The following is a 16547-nucleotide window of genomic DNA, read 5'->3' as shown; positions in this document are numbered from 1 at the left end:
GCTGGCTTCTCCAGTGACGCGGGAGTAGCTCAGTTGGTAGAGCGCAACCTTGCCAAGGTTGAGGTCGAGAGTTCGAGACTCTTCTCCCGCTCCAAAGTATCGTTAGAAAGAGGCCTGTCCGGCTTCTTTTTTTACGGGAAAAAGCTGGAAGCGAGTGGATCTGAAGAAATTTTTGAAGATTCCCACTTGCAAAATTGGCTGAATCGTCTATAGTGGCGGCTCGAAAAAATGCGGGAGTAGCTCAGTTGGTAGAGCGCAACCTTGCCAAGGTTGAGGTCGAGAGTTCGAGACTCTTCTCCCGCTCCAGAATAAATCTGGGGCCATGCATGATGAAGTGGTTCCGGAGACGCAGGGCAGTGCGTTGTAGCAGGTGAAATGCGGGAGTAGCTCAGTTGGTAGAGCGCAACCTTGCCAAGGTTGAGGTCGAGAGTTCGAGACTCTTCTCCCGCTCCAGATTCGAAAAGGAAGTCCGCGAGGACTTCCTTTTTTGTTTCAGGCAGGCGGGGAACATGAACCGGTTCCTGTTCAGCCAGCAAGCATTCAGGTGCTTTTCTTGCCTGAATAAAAATGCCTGGCTGGGCTGTACGTCTGTCGATAAATGCGTATAATCACGCCTCGTCAACGTGCTGGAACGAAATGCACGATGGCGAAAGCAGTAGTCCGGTGCATGCATGCATGTGCTGGAACGTAGTAAGGCAGTACAGTCATTGAGTCAATGGCGGGGTAGCAAAGTGGTTATGCAGCGGCCTGCAAAGCCGTGTACGCCGGTTCGATCCCGACCCCCGCCTCCATCCTTCTCTTGACGCTTCAGGCGCGTAGCTCAGCTGGTTAGAGCACTACCTTCACATGGTAGGGGTCATTGGTTCGAATCCACTCGCGCCTACCAGAATAGCGGCAGCATACCTGCCTGGAAAAGCCGACCGGTCCTGGTCGGCTTTTTTGTTGTCCGTTTCCCCTTTTCCGTCTGCTTGCGTTTCTTTCCTTCATCCATTTGCGTTTAGACAATGTTTTTGTGTGTGTTTCCGCACATACAAATGTTGTCGAAGAGTCTATTGTTTGTCCTCAAGTCTGTATCAAAAAATCTGTACATACTGAAGCCGCGCTGAGCACTGACAGAGCGATCTCCGGACCGCGCTGGCATGCGGGGAGGCGGTTCAAGCACAAGATCGCAGACACTTTTTTGGAAAAAGAGACAACCATGAAACTAAAATTATTGACCATAACGTTCCTGGGCGCATCGCTTGTTGCTTGCGGCGGCGGTGGAGGTGGTGGCGGTGGCGGTAGTGGCATCGATACGAGCGTGGCATACCAGCTCACCGCACGGATAAACGGTGTGGATGTCCCCAACTTCACCGTCAAGCCAGGCGAAAGCAAGGTTCTCGGCATTACCACTGGGCAGGACGTGGAAATTATCGCCAACGCTCCGTCCACCCTGCTCACGACCGATAACGGCGCCGCCAGCGCAGCAGAGCTGGCCAAGACCGACACGAATTACCGAGCCCGTTTCACGACGACCCAGCACACGATTGCAAAGCGCGTCTTTGCGCAATCGACAAATCCGCTCAACACCGCCGGCGTCGTCATTACAGTCAGCAGCAGCGACACCAGCTTCAATGCAGTCACGCCGAAAGTGGGCGATCGTTTCACATACGCCGAAACCGACAAGACATTGGCCGGAACTACCGTGCCGTTCCCTCTGTCCACGCACATCGTCACCGCGCTGACCGCGGCTGGATGGGATGAGGACTTTGCCAATCCCGGCCCGGTTGTGATGTCGAAAGTCAATTTCAACAAGAACGGCAATCGTATCGGCTACCAGGCTACGGCCAACGATCCGAACGGCTGCAAGAACGCGCTGTTCAACCCGGAAGAGAAGCTGCTCGAATTTCCATTGGTCCAGGGCAAGACTTACGGCAGCAGCTGGACAACCTCCTGCGCGCCGGACAGCCAGCTGGAAACGTTCAGCGCCGTCGTCGGACCCTATGAGCAGGTGACTACTGCCGGTGGCGTGTTCAGGGCATTCAGCATCGAGACCAAGACTGTCGTAACCAACAGCACGGACCTGCGCTTGCCGGGCAAGGGTTATCAGCAAACCGTTACGGTCTGGTTTGATCCGATTCTCGGCCGAAACGTGAAATACAGGGGCGTGCGCTCCTATCCAGGCGGCGAGCCGACGACGGATAGGGACAAGTTCCTCACCGAGACGAATATTGACCTCACGAATGTCGTCAAAAACTAAATCTGATCCGCTTTTTTGCTGTTGATTTTCTTTTGTGAAACAGCGCACGTGCAGGGCTGGACCTTTATGGATAAAGGGTCCAGCTTTGATCGCCCTCAGAAAGTGGCCGAAAATACAAAATTACTCTATGCCAATTTTTTTGTTTATGGCATGCTAACCGCGCGTAACAGAACGGCAAGTTTCGTTTCTCTTCACAGCCATCACCAGATTTCCTGCCGCATCCGCCCGGAGCGCATTTACCCATAAAGCAAGGAGAAGACCAATTGAAGTTCAATCAAGCCCATCTCATCAGGCGGACCGCCAGCGTTGCATTGATCGGCGCGATGCTGGCCCTGACCGGCTGCGTCACCACGCCCGACTATCCATCGCTGTCAGCCGACCGTACCGAGGCGCCCAAGCATGAATACCTGATTGGCCCGGGCGACACGGTCAATATCACCGTCTGGCGCAATCCCGAAGTGTCGCTGAGTGTGCCGGTTCGGCCGGATGGCAAGATCACCACCCCTCTGGTCCAGGATATGAGTGCCAGCGGCAAGACCGCGACCCAGCTTGCCCGTGACATGGAAAAGTCGCTGGAGAAATACATCCAGCAGCCGATCGTCACCGTGATCGTGACCGGATTCGTGGGGCCCTACAGCGAGCAGATCCGCGTGATTGGCCAGGCCGCCAAGCCCCAGGCTCTTCCGTACCGTGAAAACATGTCCCTGATGGATGTGCTGATTGCAGTCGGTGGTGTCACTGAATTCGCTTCCGGAAATCGTGCCGTCATCGTGCGTAATGTGGATGGCAAGCAGCAGACGTATTCAGTGCGCCTGAATGACCTGATCAAGCGCGGCGATCTGTCTGCGAATGCAGCGATGCGTCCGGGCGACATTCTGGTCATTCCGGAAAGCTTTTTCTGACCGCACCAGTAATAGCCGTGAAGGGCTGCATTCGGATAGTGCCGCGCAGTCGCGGAATACGACTCAAGACAATGCAGCTCTTCCTGTAAAGAAATAAACTCCGTATGCAGCAGGAAAAATTGCTTAAAATAAATTGTTACGGATTGATTCAGCATCCCCGATCGTTTTGTAAATGGCCATAATGTTGCGGCGCAAATTGTTTAGATAACAGATGTTCGTTAAGCCGCGCCTTGATGGCAAACGTATAATTTCACCCGTTGTTCCGGTTTTTCATCATCCGCAATGATCGTGCGGCAATGCAACATGAAATTCACGAGGACGTCGGTTAGCGGCAGATAGATGGAGAGGTAGAAATGGAAGAAACGATCAACCAGGTGCTCTTCCTGTTAAAGGGCGTATGGAAATACCGGTGGCATGCTGTGATCGTCGCCTGGGCAATTGCAATCGCCGGCTGGGTGCGCGTGTATACGCTGCCCGACGATTACCAGGCGTCGGCCCGCGTCTTCGTGGATACCCAAAGCATCCTGAAGCCGCTGATGGCCGGCATGACCACCTTGCCCAACGTCGAGCAGCAGGTTTCCATCATGAGCCGCACGCTGCTTAGCCGTCCCAATGTGGAAAAGGTCATGCGCATGGTGGACCTCGACATCCGGGCCAAGACGCCCAAGGAAAAAGAGGAGTTGCTCAACGACCTGATGAAGCAGATCAAGATCGTCGGCACCGGCCGCGACGACATCTACACGCTTTCCTACAGCGATGAAAACCCGCGCGTGGCCAAGGATGTGGTGCAGGCACTGCTGACCATCTTCGTCGAGGGCAGCTTCGGCGACAAGAAGAACGATTCCGACAAGGCCATCCAGTTTCTGGACGAGCAGATCAAGAATTACGAAACCAAGCTGGTGGCCGCGGAAAATGCGCTGAAGGACTTCAAGATCAAGCACAGCGGTTCGCTGCCCCAGGGCGGCGACTATGGCACCCAGGTGCAGGCAGCCAGCGATGCGCTGAACCAGGCTCGGCTCGACCTGCGCGAGGCGGAACAGGCACGCAATGCGATCCAGACGCAGATCTATGGCAATGGCACCGGACCGAATGGCGCGGTGGCAGTCAACCCTGAGCTGGATGCGCGCATCCTGACGCTGCAGAAGAACCTCGATACGATGCGCATGCAGTTCACCGAGCAGCATCCGGACATCATTTCGACCAAGCGCCTGATCAAGCAGCTGGAAAGCCAGAAGGCGGAAGAGGCGAAGAGCGCCAAGCCGGGCGGCGACCGTGGCGCCCATTACAGCCCGATGCTGCAACAGCTCAACGTGTCGCTGTCGACGGCCGAGGCGCGGGTGGCGTCGATGCGCGCCAGGGTGGATGAATACACGGCTCGCTACGACCGCCTGAAGGCGCAGAGCGTGAACGGCCCCGAGCTTGAAACGCAGCTGGCACAGCTCAACCGCGACTACCAGGTCAACAAGGAAAATTATTCCCAGCTGGTGGCCCGCCGCGAGTCGGCACGGCTTTCCGGCGACCTGTCCAACACGACCGACATGGTGAAGTTCCGCGTGGTTGACCCGCCAACCGTCCCGCTGACGCCTGCCGGCCCGAACCGCCTGCGCCTGGCTTCCCTGGTGTTCGTCGGCGCCCTGATCGCCGGCATCGCCATCGCTCTGCTGATGAGCCAGCTGCGTCCGACTTACCTCAGCCAGCATGGGCTGCGCGAATCGACCGGTCTGCCTATCCTGGGTTCGGTCTCGATGAACTGGACCGACCATGAGAGGGCAAAGCGCAAGCGCAGTTTCTACGCGTTCGGCGCCTCCCTGGCGGTGCTGATCACGCTGTATGCAGGCGTGATGGCGCGCATGCTGCTAACGACGTGATGACGACATCAGCGCGGCCCTGGCCGCCGCTGCAACAGCTTCGGATGCATTGCATTGAATACGATTGGGAGAAAGCGTGAGCATTATTGAAAAGGCCGCTGGCCGGCTTGACCGCAACAAGGTGGACAAGCCACTCGTACATGACATCGACAACCCGCTTGCGCGCGACTTCGGTCACCATGACCCCGTAGTGGAAGCCGCGGTCGCCTATGCGCCACAGCATGAGCCCATGCCGGACATGCGGCAGCCCAGCGGGCAGCCGAGCCGGCGCGTCGAGATCAACCTGGAGCAGCTGCACCGGCTGGGCATGGTGACGCCGGAGGGCGGACGCACGCCGGTGGCCGAGGAATTCCGGATGATCAAGCGCCCCCTGATCAAGCACGCGCTGTCCAAGGGCGGCGGCGTGGAGCGCCACAACAACCTGATCATGGTGACGAGTGCGCTGCCGGGCGAGGGAAAGACCTTCTGCGCCATCAATCTGGCAATGAGCATTGCGATGGAAATGGACCATACGGTGCTGCTGGTCGACGCCGATGTGGCGCGTCCGTCGGTGCCCCGCTATCTCGGCATCGAAGCCACCGAGGGCCTGATGGATGTGCTGCTCAATGACAAGCTCGATCTGTCGGATGTGATGCTGCGTACCAATGTCGATACGCTGCGCATCCTGCCGGCAGGCCAGCCGCACAAGAATTCCACCGAACTGCTCGCCAGCCTGTCGATGAGCAATCTGCTCGACGATATCGCGCGCCGCTATCCGGACCGTATCGTGATCTTCGATTCGCCGCCGCTGCTGATGACGACCGAGGCCAAGGTGCTGGCCAGCCACATGGGACAAATCGTGATGGTTGTCGAGGCCGAAACCACGACGCAGCATGCGGTCAAGGATGCGCTGCGACAGCTCGGCAGCGACAACAACGTCAGCCTGGTCTACAACAAGACCAAGGCGTTTTCCGGCAACAGCTATGGGTATGGATACAACTGATGGCGCGTACTACATGTAAAAAATTCGTGCGTCGTCCCGCAGCGCTGGCCGCACTGGCCGTGCTGGGCATGCAGGCAGCGCCCGCGCTGGCAGCCGAATGGCGCTTCAATCCGACGCTGACGCTGCGTGAAACCTACAGCGACAACATCAGGCTCGCGCCAACCGGCAATGAGCAATCGTCATTCGTGACGGAAGTCATGCCGGGCATTTCCGTGAACGGCCTTGGTCGCCGTTCCCAGTTCCAGGCCACCTACCAGGCGCGTGGCGTTACTTACAGCAACGATGTCGGCAGCAGCAATCTGCAGAACTATCTGAATGCCCGCGGCACGGCGCAGCTGGTCGACGACCTGCTGTTCATCGACGGTACGGCCAACATCACCAATCTCAGCACCTCGCCGTACGGACCGCAGGCGCTCGACAGCAGCTATGCGATCAACAACCGCAGCGAAGTGCGGACCTATTCGATCAGTCCCTATGTGCGCCAGCGCTATGGTTCCGTGGCGCAGGCGGAAGCGCGCTATACCCACCAGGGCCTGAGCAGCGACACCGCCGGCTTTTCCAACTACAACAGCGACCTGCTCAATCTTTTCGTCAACAGCGGCGAGGCATTCCGCCTCGTGAGCTGGGATGTGACCGCATCGCGCCGCCATAGCAGCTACAACTCGCTCAATTCGGTCGACAACGATTATCTCAATGGCGTACTGCGCTACAAGCTGACCGACCAGTTCAGCCTGACCGGCTCGGCCGGCTATGACCGCTACACCTATCAGAGCATTGGCGACGGCCCGAGGGGCGCATCGTGGAGCGTCGGTTTCGACTGGAAGCCGTCGTCGCGCACCAGCCTGGCCGCCACCGCCGGCCGCCGCTTCTATGGCAACGCGTACAGCCTGAACGGCATTCACCGCAGCCGCTATACGACCTGGAACGTCAGCTACAACGAAGACATCACCACCACCCAGCAGCAGCTGGTCGATTCCGGATCGATCAGCACCACCGCCTTCCTGGACCAGGTGTTTTCCGCGACCATCGCAGACCCGACGGCGCGCGCGCAGGCGGTCGACGCGTTCATCCGCGCCACCAATCTGCCTGCGACCCTGGCCAACCCGAATGCCGGCTTGTCCAACCGATTCTTCCTGCAGAAGCGGTTGCAGGGCTCGGTGGCGCTCAACACCGGCAAGTCCACGGTGCTGGTGTCGGTGTATAACACCCTGCGCCGTCCGCAGACGGGCGTGTCCGACAATGTCGGCCTGTTCACCGCCAGCAACCAGCTATTCATCGACGAATCGCGCCAGCGCGGCGTCAGTGGCCTGTGGAATCTGCGGCTGACGCCACTGACCTCGATGAACCTGAATGCGCGTTACTACCGCACCACCTCGCTGCTGAGCAACCGCACCGACGACAACACGCTCGTCACGCTGGGCCTGTCGCATCAACTGTCGCCAAAGACAACCGGCACGGTCGAGCTGCGCCGCTACCAGGGCTCCTACAGCCAGACGGGGACCGATTTCCGCGAGAACGCGATCTCGGCCTACTTGACCATGCGGTTATAGCGGAGAAACTGAATCGATGTATGAATCTTTCTACGGGCTGCATGCCAAGCCCTTCCAATTGCGGCCGGACCCGAATTTCTTCTTCGGCAGCAAGGGCCACAAGCGCGCCATGTCCTACCTGGAATACGGACTGTCGCAAGGCGAGGGCTTCATCGTCATCACCGGTGAAGTCGGCGCCGGCAAGACCACGCTGGTGCGCAACCTGTTTCGCAAGCTCGAATCGAACCGCATCATTGCGGCCCAGATCGTCAACACCCACCTGAACTCCGACGATACGCTGCGCTCGGTCGTGGCCGCCTTCGGCCTGCCTTTCGACGACCCGAGCAAGACCGGCCTCTTGGCGCGGTTCGAGCAGTTCCTGCGCTATAGCGACAAGCAGGGCAAGCGGGTGCTGCTGGTGGTGGACGAGGCGCAGAACCTGACGCCGCAGACGGTGGAGGAGCTGCGCATGCTGTCGAACTTCCAGACCAACGAGAAGTCGCTGCTGCAGACCTTCCTCCTCGGGCAGCCGGAATTCCGCCGCACATTGCACAGCGAGGACATGCAGCAGCTGCGCCAGCGCGTGATCGCCACCTATCACCTCGGGCCGATGGATGCCGCCGAGACCCAGGCCTATATCGAGCACCGCCTGCAGACGGCGGGCTGGAAGGGCGATCCCGTGATCACGCCGGAAGCCTATGCGGCCATCTTCGACTACTCGGGCGGCATACCGCGCAAGATCAATACCCTGTGCGACAGGCTGTTCCTGATGGGCTACCTCGAGGAACTGCATCAGTTCAATGCGGAGGAAGTGGGCGAAGTCATCAAGGACATCCAGGAAGAGTTCACGCCGCCGCCGCCGGAAATGAGCGCATTGCCGGCCTATGCGGGCGGCATGCCGCGCGGCTTTGCCGACACTACGGCCGAGAGCATGGAGCACCTGGACGAGAGGCTGTCCAAGATCGAGCGCTCGGTCACCTCGGTGCTGGATGTGCTGAAGCGGCTGATCTCCACGTCGAAAATCTGATACCTGATTGAAAAGCTCCCTGTCCGGCGCCAGCGCCCGTGGCGGGGAACAGGAGCACACCATGCAGACAGGCACTACACATTCAGGCGCGCAAGGCCAGGCAACAGGCCGGCCTGCAGCCGGAATTCGCAATGCAATGACGATCGACGTCGAGGACTACTTCCAGGTCTCGGCTTTCGCGCCCCACATCCCGCGTGAAAACTGGAACAGCATGGACTGCCGCGTCGAGCGCAATGTGGATCGCATACTCGCCTTGCTCAAGGAGCGCGACGTCAAGGCCACTTTCTTCACGCTGGGATGGATCGCCGAGCGTTATCCGCAGGTGGTGCGCGCCATCGTCGACGGCGGCCATGAGCTGGCCAGCCATGGCTATGCGCATTTGCGCGCATCCGACCAGAGTGCCGAGGAATTCCGCGACGACATCAGCCGCAGCAAGGCGCTGCTGGAAGACATATCGGGCCAGCAGGTGCTGGGCTATCGCGCGCCCAGCTTCTCGATCGGCACCCGCAACCTGTGGGCGCTGGACACGCTGCGCAATGCCGGCTACCGCTACAGCTCCAGCATCTATCCGATCCAGCATGACCATTACGGCATGCCCGATGCGCCGCGCTTTGCGTTCTATCCCAATGGCGAGGACGGCCTGCTGGAAGTGCCGATCACCACGGTGCGTGTGATGGACCGCAATTTCCCGGCGGGCGGCGGCGGCTACTTCCGCTTCTTTCCGTATGCGCTGTCGCGCTGGTTCATCGACAAGGTCAACCGCGACGACAGGCAGGCCGGCATCTTCTACTTTCATCCGTGGGAAATCGATCCAGGACAACCGCGCCAGCATGGCGTGGGCTTCAAGACCCGGTTCCGCCACTACGTCAATCTGGATCGCATGGAAACCCGTCTGCGGGCGCTGACCCGCGACTTCCAGTGGGATCGCATGGACAACATTTTCTTGCATAAATCATGAGCGCCATTATCGAAGCATCGCAGGACCGCGCCCGGGCCAACGCGGCGCAAGCCGCGCCACAGATCCGCCTGATGCAGCCGCAGGATGCGGCGCGCTGGGATGAGTTCGTGCTGAACTGCCCGCAAGCCAGCTTCTTTCACCGCGCCGGCTGGCAGAAGGTGATCGAACAGGCCTTCGGCCACAAGACCTATTTTTACCTCGCCGAGGTGGACGGCCGCATCGAGGGCGTGCTGCCGCTGGCCGAAATCAAAAGCCGCCTGTTCGGGCACTCCCTGGGCTCGCTGCCGTTCTGCGTCTATGGCGGCCCGGCCGCCACCTCCGATGCCGTGGCCGATGCGCTCGACCGCGAAGCCCAGGCGCTGGCAGCGAAGCTGCAGGTGGGGCACCTGGAGTATCACAACGTCGCACCGCGCCATGCCGACTGGCATGCCAAGGACCTGTACGTCACCTTCCGCAAGGAAATGGACCCGGACCCGGAAAAGAACATGAATGCCATCCCGCGCAAGCAGCGCGCGATGGTGCGCAAGGGCATCAAGGCGGGCCTGGCCAGCGAGATCGACGCCAATGTGGACCGTTTCTTCGCCGCCTATTCCACCAGCGTGCACCGGCTCGGCACGCCGGTCTTTTCAAAGAAGTACTTCCGGCTGCTGAAGGAAACCTTCGGCGACGACTGCGAGGTGATGACCATCACCAAGGATGGCAACCTGATCAGCAGCGTGATGAGCTTTTATTTTCGCGACGAAGTGCTGCCTTATTACGGCGGCGGCATGCCGGAAGCGCGGGAAGTCGCCGGCAATGACTTCATGTATTGGGAACTGATGCGCCGTACCTGCACCCGCGGATACCGCATCTTCGATTTCGGGCGTAGCAAGAAGGGCACCGGCTCGCACGACTTCAAGAAGAACTGGGGCTTCGAGCCGACGCCGCTGCACTATGAATACAAGCTGGTGCGCGCGACCGAGGTGCCGGACACCAATCCGCTCAATCCCAAGTACCAGCTGATGATACGCACCTGGCAGAAAATGCCGATCGCGCTTGCCAACCTCATCGGCCCGCATATCGTCAAGAACCTGGGCTGAACCGTGGAGCATCTCCTTTACCTGGCGCACCGGATTCCTTATCCGCCCAACAAGGGCGACAAGATCCGTTCCTATCATCTGCTGCGGCACCTGTCCGAGCGCTATCAGGTGCATCTGGGCACCTTCATCGATGATCCGGATGACTGGCAGTACGTGGACGCGGTCAGGAAGCTGTGCGGCGAAACCCATTTCGTGAAACTGGACAGCCGCCGCGCGCGCATGATGAGCGCGACCGCGTTGCTGGCGAACCGGCCGCTGAGCCTGGACTATTACCGCAGCCGCTCGCTGTCGGAATGGGTGGCGCGGCTGCATCGCAAGCTGCCGGTGTCGCGGGTGCTGGTGTTCTCGTCGGTGATGGCGCAGTTCGTCGAGCCGCAGCGCTATGCGCGCAAGGTGATCGACTTCGTCGATGTCGACTCCGCCAAGTGGAGCCAGTATGCAGTGCAGAAGTCCTGGCCGATGAACCGGGTGTATGCCCGCGAGGGCAGGCAGCTGCTGCGCTATGAGCGCCGCGTGGCGCGGGAATTCGATGCCTCGCTGTTCGTCTCGGCGCAGGAAGCGGCGCTTTTTTCCGGCCTGGCGCCGGAAAGCCAGGCGCGCATCGGCTGGTTCAGCAATGGCGTGGACAGCGGCTATTTCTCGCCGATGCATGACTTCGACAATCCTTATCCGGAAGGCGGGCCCGTGATGGTCTTCACCGGCGCCATGGACTATTGGCCCAATGTCGATGCGGTGCAATGGTTTGCCGACGAGATGCTGCCCGCCATCCTGCAGCGGCATCCGCAGGCGCGCTTCTATATCGTCGGCTCCCGGCCGGCGCCGCAGGTCCAGGCACTGGGGCAGCGGCCCGGCATCCATGTCACCGGCACCGTGCCAGATGTGCGTCCGTATCTGGCCCATGCGCAGCTATCGGTGGCGCCGCTGCGCATTGCGCGCGGCATACAGAACAAGGTGCTGGAAGCCATGGCCATGGCCAAGCCGGTGATCGTGTCGCCGCAGGCGCTGGAAGGCATCAGCGCGCAGGCCGGCCGCGATCTGCTGCTGGCCAGCGACGCCAGTGAATTCGTCGGGCTGGCCTGCGACGCGCTCGATGAACTGCCGGCCGACCTGGGACGCGCGGCGCGGGCGCAGGTGGAGGCCAGCTATAACTGGGACGTCAACATGTCGCGGGTCGATGCGCTGCTGGACATCCCTTCCCATCAACCGAGAACGGCGTCCACATGCTCCTGACCGAAACCCGCGCCGCGCCGCGCGATATGCTCAAGATCATTGCCATCGCCGTGGCGGTGCTGGCGCCGTTCCTCATCTATGCGGCGACGGCCCGCTCCATCGTCGCGATCTGGAACAGCTCGGAAACCTTTGCCCACGGCTATGTGATCCTGCCGATCAGCCTGTGGCTGATCTGGAAGCGGCGCGCGACGCTGATGCAGATGTCGCCGCAGCCTTACTGGCCGGCCCTGCTGTCGCTGGCCGTGTGCGGCTTCGGCTGGCTGCTGGCCGAAATGGGCGACGTGCAGGTGGTGAGGCAGTACGCGTTCGCCGCGATGCTGCCGCTCACCGTGGTGGTGGTATGCGGCCTGAGGATCTCCTGGGCCATCGCCTTTCCGCTGGCGTATGTGCTGCTGGCCGTGCCGTTTGGCGAGGTGTTCATCGATCCGCTGATCAATGTGACCGCCGACTTCACCGTCTGGGCCTTGCAGATGACCGGCATTCCGGTGCTGCGCGACGGCACCAATTTTTCCATCCCGACCGGCAACTGGTCGGTGGTGGAAGCCTGCAGCGGCGTGCGCTACCTGATTGCCTCCTTCACGCTGGGCTGCCTGTATGCCTACCTGACTTACCGCTCGCGCAAGCGGCAGCTGCTGTTCGTGCTGATCTCCATCCTGGTGCCCATCGTCGCCAACGGCCTGCGCGCCTACATGATCGTGATGATCGGGCACCTGTCCGGCATGGAGCTGGCAACGGGCGTGGATCACATCATCTATGGCTGGCTGTTCTTCGGGCTGGTGATGTTCATCATGTTCTGGCTCGGCAGCCGCTGGCGCGAGGACATCAGCGCCGCCGACGAGGCTGATGCCGAGACCGTGCGCCGCGATGGCGCCAGCGCCGCCAGTTCGATGCAGGTGGCCGCGGCTGCGGCAGCGGTGCTCGCCTGCCTGGCATTCTGGCCGCTGTATGCCGGCTTCACCCTGCGCGCCAGCGAATCGGCTGCTGCGCCCAGCCTGTCCGGCCTGCAGCCGGCCTGGGCGGCGGGCCAGCCGTTCACGGCCTGGACGCCGCGCCTGAACAAGGCAGCCGCCAGCCTGAACCAGGTGCGGGCGCAGGATGGCCAGCAGGTGGGCCTGATGGTGCGTTATTACCGCAACCAGCCGCAGGGCGCCGGACTGATCAGCTCGACCAACCAGCTGGTGGGCGATGTCGAGACCGACCCATGGCGCCGCACCGGTTCTTCGGCACGCATCGAGGACATCAATGGGCGGCAATTGCAGATACGGGAAACCCGGCTGCGCGGCCCGGACGGCGCGCTGGTGGCCTGGCAGTGGTACTGGATCGATGGCGGCTTCACCGCCAACGATTATCTGGGCAAGCTGCTGCAGGCCAAGGAGCGCCTGCTGATGCGCGGCGACGATGGCGCCGGCATCCTGGTCTATGCCCGCTATGAAGAAAACCCGGATGCCGCGCGTGCCGCGCTGCGCAGCTTCATTGCCGCGCAGCTCCCCTCGCTGGAGGCAACGCTGAATGCAAACCGGGCGCACTGATGGTGTTGAAGCGATGAATGCCGCGCCTCTGGTCGTCCACCTGATCTACCGCTTCGACTTTGGGGGGCTGGAAACCCTGGTGGCCGAATGCATCAACCGCATGCCGGCACGCCAGTACCGGCATGCGATCGTCTGCCTGACCGGTTACACCGAGTTCGCCAGGAAGATCAGCCGCGACGACGTGCAGATCATTGCGCTGGACAAGCCGCCCGGGCTGGCGCTGGGCACCCACCTCAAACTGTGGAAGCTGCTGCGCCGGTTGAAGCCGGCCGTGCTGCACAGCTATAACCTGGCCGCGGTCGAATATGCCTGCACCGCCGCGCTTGCCGGCGTGCCGGTGAGGGTGCATGCCGAGCATGGCCGCGATGCGGCCGACCCGCATGGACTGAACCGCAAGCACAACCTGCTGCGGCGTGGCGTGACCCCGTTCATCGACCGCTACATCCCGGTGTCGGACGACCTGCAGCGCTGGCTGCGCCAGGTGGTCGGCGTGCCGGATGCCAAGACCCTGCTGATCGCCAACGGTGTCGATACCGAGCGCTTCGCGCCGCGCCAGCGCGACTATCCGCGCCGCGAGTTCGTGATCGGCACGGTCGGCCGCATCCAGGACGTGAAGAACCACAGCGGCCTGATCGATGCCTTCGTCCGGCTGCGCGACATGCTTCCCGAGGATGCGGGCCGGCTGCGCCTGGCCATCATCGGTGACGGGCCATTGCTGCCGCGCATCCGCGAAAAGGTGCATGCGGCGGGCTTGCAGGATGTGGTCTGGCTGCCCGGCTCGCGCACCGACATCGCGGAACGGATGGCCGACTTCGACGTGTTCGCGCTGCCGTCGATTGCCGAAGGCACGCCGGTCACCATCCTGGAAGCCATGGCATGCGGTTTGCCTGTGGTGGCATCCAGAGTGGGCGGCATACCTGAAGTGGTGCAGGAGGGCGTGACCGGCCTGATGCCGCCGCCGTCGGACACCGAGGCGCTCGCCAGGGCGCTGGCTGTGTATGTGGAAGACCCGCAGCTCGCCGCGCGGCACGGCGCCGCCGGCCGCGAGCGGGTAGAGAAGAGCAACAGTATCGCCGCCATGGTGGCCGGTTATGCCGGCTTGTACGACACCCTGCGCGCAATGAAAACCAGAACCAGCAAGGCCTGACTATGTGTGGAATCGTCGGAATCTTCGATATGCGCCAGATGCGCGACATCGACCTGCAACTGCTGACGCGGATGAATGAAACCCAGCACCATCGCGGCCCGACCGAGGGCGGGGTGCATCGCGAGGCGGGCATCGGCTTCGGCCATCGGCGGCTGTCCATCATCGACCTGTCGTCGGGGCAGCAGCCGCTGTTCAACGAGGACCACAGCGTGGTGCTGGTGTTCAATGGCGAGATATACAACTTCGCCGCGCTGATGGACGAGCTGACCGGCCTGGGCCACACCTTCCGCACCCGCTGCGACACCGAGGTGATCGTGCATGCCTGGGAAGAGTGGGGCGAGGCCTGCGTGCAGCGTTTCCGGGGCATGTTCGCCTTTGCGCTGTGGGACCGCAACAAGCAGACCATGTTCCTGGCCCGCGACCGGCTCGGCATCAAGCCGATGTATTGCGCGCTGCTGGACGATGGCATGTTCCTGTTCGGCTCGGAACTGAAGGCGCTGATGTCGATACCGGGGCTGTCGCGCGAACTCGACCCGCATGCGGTCGAGGACTATTTCGCCTATGGCTATGTGCCCGAGCCGCGCACCATCTTCAGGAGCGCCTTCAAGCTGCAGCCGGGCCACATGATGACGCTGAAGGCCGGCGCGGCCACGCTGCCGGCGCAGAAGCAATACTGGGACGTGCCGTTCAAGCCGCATGCGCCGATGTCGGCCGAGGAAGCCGAGCAGGAGCTGATCGTCAAGCTGCGCGACGCGGTGCAGAGCCACACGGTGGCCGATGTGCCGCTGGGCGCCTTCCTGTCCGGCGGCGTCGACTCCAGCGCGGTGGTGGCGATGATGGCCGGCATGAGCGACGAGCCGGTCAGTACCTGCTCCATCGGTTTCGACGACCAGGCCTACGACGAATCGGAGTATGCAGCCGAGGTGGCGCGGCAGTACAAGACCACGCATTATCGCGAGGTGGTCGACAAGGACGACTATGGCCTGATCGACACGCTGGCCCGGCTCTACGATGAACCGTACGCCGACAGCTCCGCCATTCCGACTTACCGCGTATGCGAGCTGGCCAGGAAGCGCGTCACCGTGGCCCTGTCCGGCGATGGCGGCGACGAGAATTTCGCGGGCTACCGGCGCTACCGGTATGCGATGGCGGAGCAGCGGGTGCGTTCGGTGCTGCCTTCCTCGCTCAGGAAGCCCGTGTTCGGCTTCCTCGGCAATGTCTATCCGAAAGCGGACTGGGCGCCGCGCATGTTCCGCGCCAAGACTACCTTCGAGGCGCTGGCGCGCGACCTGGTGGAAGGCTATTTTCATGGCGTGTCGGTGATGCCGGACCGGGTCAGGGCGCAGCTGTTCTCCGACGGCTTCAAGCGCTCGCTGCAGGGCTACAGTGCCATCGAAGTCATGCGCGGCCATGCGGCCAATAGCCCCACCGACGATCCGCTGTCGCTGATCCAGTATGTGGACATGAAGACCTGGCTGCCGGGCGACATCCTGACCAAGGTCGACCGCGCCAGCATGGCCCATGCACTGGAAGTGCGGGTGCCGCTGCTGGACCATGAATTCGTGGAATGGGCTTCCGGCGTGCCGTCGTCGCTGAAGCTGCGCGGCCAGGAAGGCAAGTACATTCTGAAGAAGTCGCTGGAGCCGCATCTGTCGCATGACGTGCTGTACCGGGACAAGATGGGCTTCTCGATTCCGCTGGCGAGCTGGTTCCGCGGGCCGCTGCGCGAGCGCGTGAAGCAGGCCCTGCTCGGGCCAACGCTGGCCGGCACCGGCATCTTCAACATGCGCTTCCTGCAGGACATGGTGGAGCAGCACCAGTCCGGCCGGCGCGATTACACCGCGCCGATCTACACCGTGATGATGTTCGAGGCCTTCCTGCGCAACTGCCTGGAGGAGACGCCGGCGCATAGCCTGGCTGCGGCCTGACGCCTTTCGCTTCGCTGGGAATACGGTATCCCGCATTTTTTTCAGCCCGCCAAGCCGTGCTTGCCGCCTCCTGCCATGCAGGCGGCAGGTGCTTTCCCTTCCTCCGGAACTTCCTTGCCCGCTGCGTTG

12 protein-coding genes and 5 tRNA genes are annotated in these 16547 nt (G+C 61.6%); all 17 read left to right on the top strand.

Annotation, left to right across the window (positions count from 1 at the left end):
• Positions 1-18: 18 nt before the first annotated feature.
• The 17 genes from IGW04_RS14215 to IGW04_RS14135 all read left to right on the top strand — a co-directional run bounded on the left by IGW04_RS14215 (position 19) and on the right by IGW04_RS14135 (position 16418).
• A tRNA-Gly gene (locus IGW04_RS14215) sits at positions 19-94 on the top strand.
• Between the two features lie 136 nt (positions 95-230).
• Positions 231-306 (top strand) — tRNA-Gly (locus IGW04_RS14210).
• Positions 307-377: 71 nt separating this feature from the next.
• Positions 378-453: transfer RNA gene (locus tag IGW04_RS14205), tRNA-Gly, on the top strand.
• Positions 454-717: 264 nt separating this feature from the next.
• Positions 718-791 (top strand) — tRNA-Cys (locus tag IGW04_RS14200).
• 18 nt (positions 792-809) lie between these two features.
• Positions 810-886, top strand: a tRNA-Val gene (locus IGW04_RS14195).
• Positions 887-1198: 312 nt separating this feature from the next.
• Positions 1199-2239 (top strand): hypothetical protein, encoded by a 1041-nt coding sequence (locus tag IGW04_RS14190; RefSeq protein ID WP_194713736.1) that lies wholly within the window; start codon positions 1199-1201, stop codon positions 2237-2239.
• 323 nt (positions 2240-2562) lie between these two features.
• A complete protein-coding gene (locus IGW04_RS14185) occupies positions 2563-3141 on the top strand; it encodes an XrtA/PEP-CTERM system exopolysaccharide export protein (RefSeq protein ID WP_194713795.1) in 579 nt (192 codons plus the stop codon).
• A gap of 353 nt (positions 3142-3494) precedes the next feature.
• A complete protein-coding gene (locus tag IGW04_RS14180) occupies positions 3495-5009 on the top strand; it encodes an XrtA system polysaccharide chain length determinant (RefSeq protein ID WP_194713735.1) in 1515 nt (504 codons plus the stop codon).
• Positions 5010-5085: 76 nt separating this feature from the next.
• Positions 5086-5991 carry an XrtA-associated tyrosine autokinase gene (locus tag IGW04_RS14175; RefSeq protein WP_323744859.1) on the top strand — a complete coding sequence of 302 codons (906 nt, stop codon included), beginning with the start codon at positions 5086-5088 and terminating at the stop codon, positions 5989-5991.
• Positions 5991-7541, top strand: a complete 1551-nt coding sequence (locus tag IGW04_RS14170) for a TIGR03016 family PEP-CTERM system-associated outer membrane protein (RefSeq protein ID WP_194713734.1) — start codon at positions 5991-5993, stop codon at positions 7539-7541. Before IGW04_RS14175 ends, IGW04_RS14170 begins: the two co-directional genes overlap by 1 nt.
• A gap of 16 nt (positions 7542-7557) precedes the next feature.
• Positions 7558-8547: an XrtA/PEP-CTERM system-associated ATPase gene (locus IGW04_RS14165; RefSeq protein ID WP_194713733.1), complete on the top strand. Its 990-nt coding sequence runs from the start codon at positions 7558-7560 to the stop codon at positions 8545-8547.
• Positions 8548-8683: 136 nt separating this feature from the next.
• Complete coding sequence (locus IGW04_RS14160; protein WP_194713793.1) at positions 8684-9505, top strand: XrtA system polysaccharide deacetylase; 822 nt, start codon at positions 8684-8686, stop codon at positions 9503-9505.
• On the top strand, positions 9502-10584 hold the full coding sequence (locus tag IGW04_RS14155) for a FemAB family XrtA/PEP-CTERM system-associated protein (protein ID WP_194713732.1): 1083 nt from the start codon (positions 9502-9504) through the stop codon (positions 10582-10584). The genes IGW04_RS14160 and IGW04_RS14155 overlap by 4 nt, the downstream gene beginning before the upstream one ends.
• A 3-nt stretch (positions 10585-10587) precedes the next feature.
• The gene (locus tag IGW04_RS14150; protein WP_194713731.1) at positions 10588-11814 is read left to right on the top strand and encodes a TIGR03087 family PEP-CTERM/XrtA system glycosyltransferase; all 1227 of its coding nucleotides are present in this window, start codon (positions 10588-10590) and stop codon (positions 11812-11814) included.
• Positions 11805-13343 carry an exosortase A gene (xrtA, locus tag IGW04_RS14145; protein ID WP_194713730.1) on the top strand — a complete coding sequence of 513 codons (1539 nt, stop codon included), beginning with the start codon at positions 11805-11807 and terminating at the stop codon, positions 13341-13343. The genes IGW04_RS14150 and xrtA overlap by 10 nt, the downstream gene beginning before the upstream one ends.
• A complete protein-coding gene (locus tag IGW04_RS14140; protein ID WP_228527095.1) occupies positions 13324-14490 on the top strand; it encodes a TIGR03088 family PEP-CTERM/XrtA system glycosyltransferase in 1167 nt (388 codons plus the stop codon). The genes xrtA and IGW04_RS14140 overlap by 20 nt, the downstream gene beginning before the upstream one ends.
• 2 nt (positions 14491-14492) lie before the next feature.
• Positions 14493-16418, top strand: a complete 1926-nt coding sequence (locus IGW04_RS14135) for an XrtA/PEP-CTERM system amidotransferase (protein ID WP_194713729.1) — start codon at positions 14493-14495, stop codon at positions 16416-16418.
• The last annotated feature ends 129 nt before the right edge of the window (positions 16419-16547 follow it).

Origin of the sequence: Noviherbaspirillum soli (assembly GCF_015352955.1) — a bacterium.
GTDB lineage: Bacteria > Pseudomonadota > Gammaproteobacteria > Burkholderiales > Burkholderiaceae_D > Noviherbaspirillum_A > Noviherbaspirillum_A soli.
Note: the sequence above shows the minus strand (reverse complement) of the source record. Positions and strands in the feature narration are given on the sequence as shown.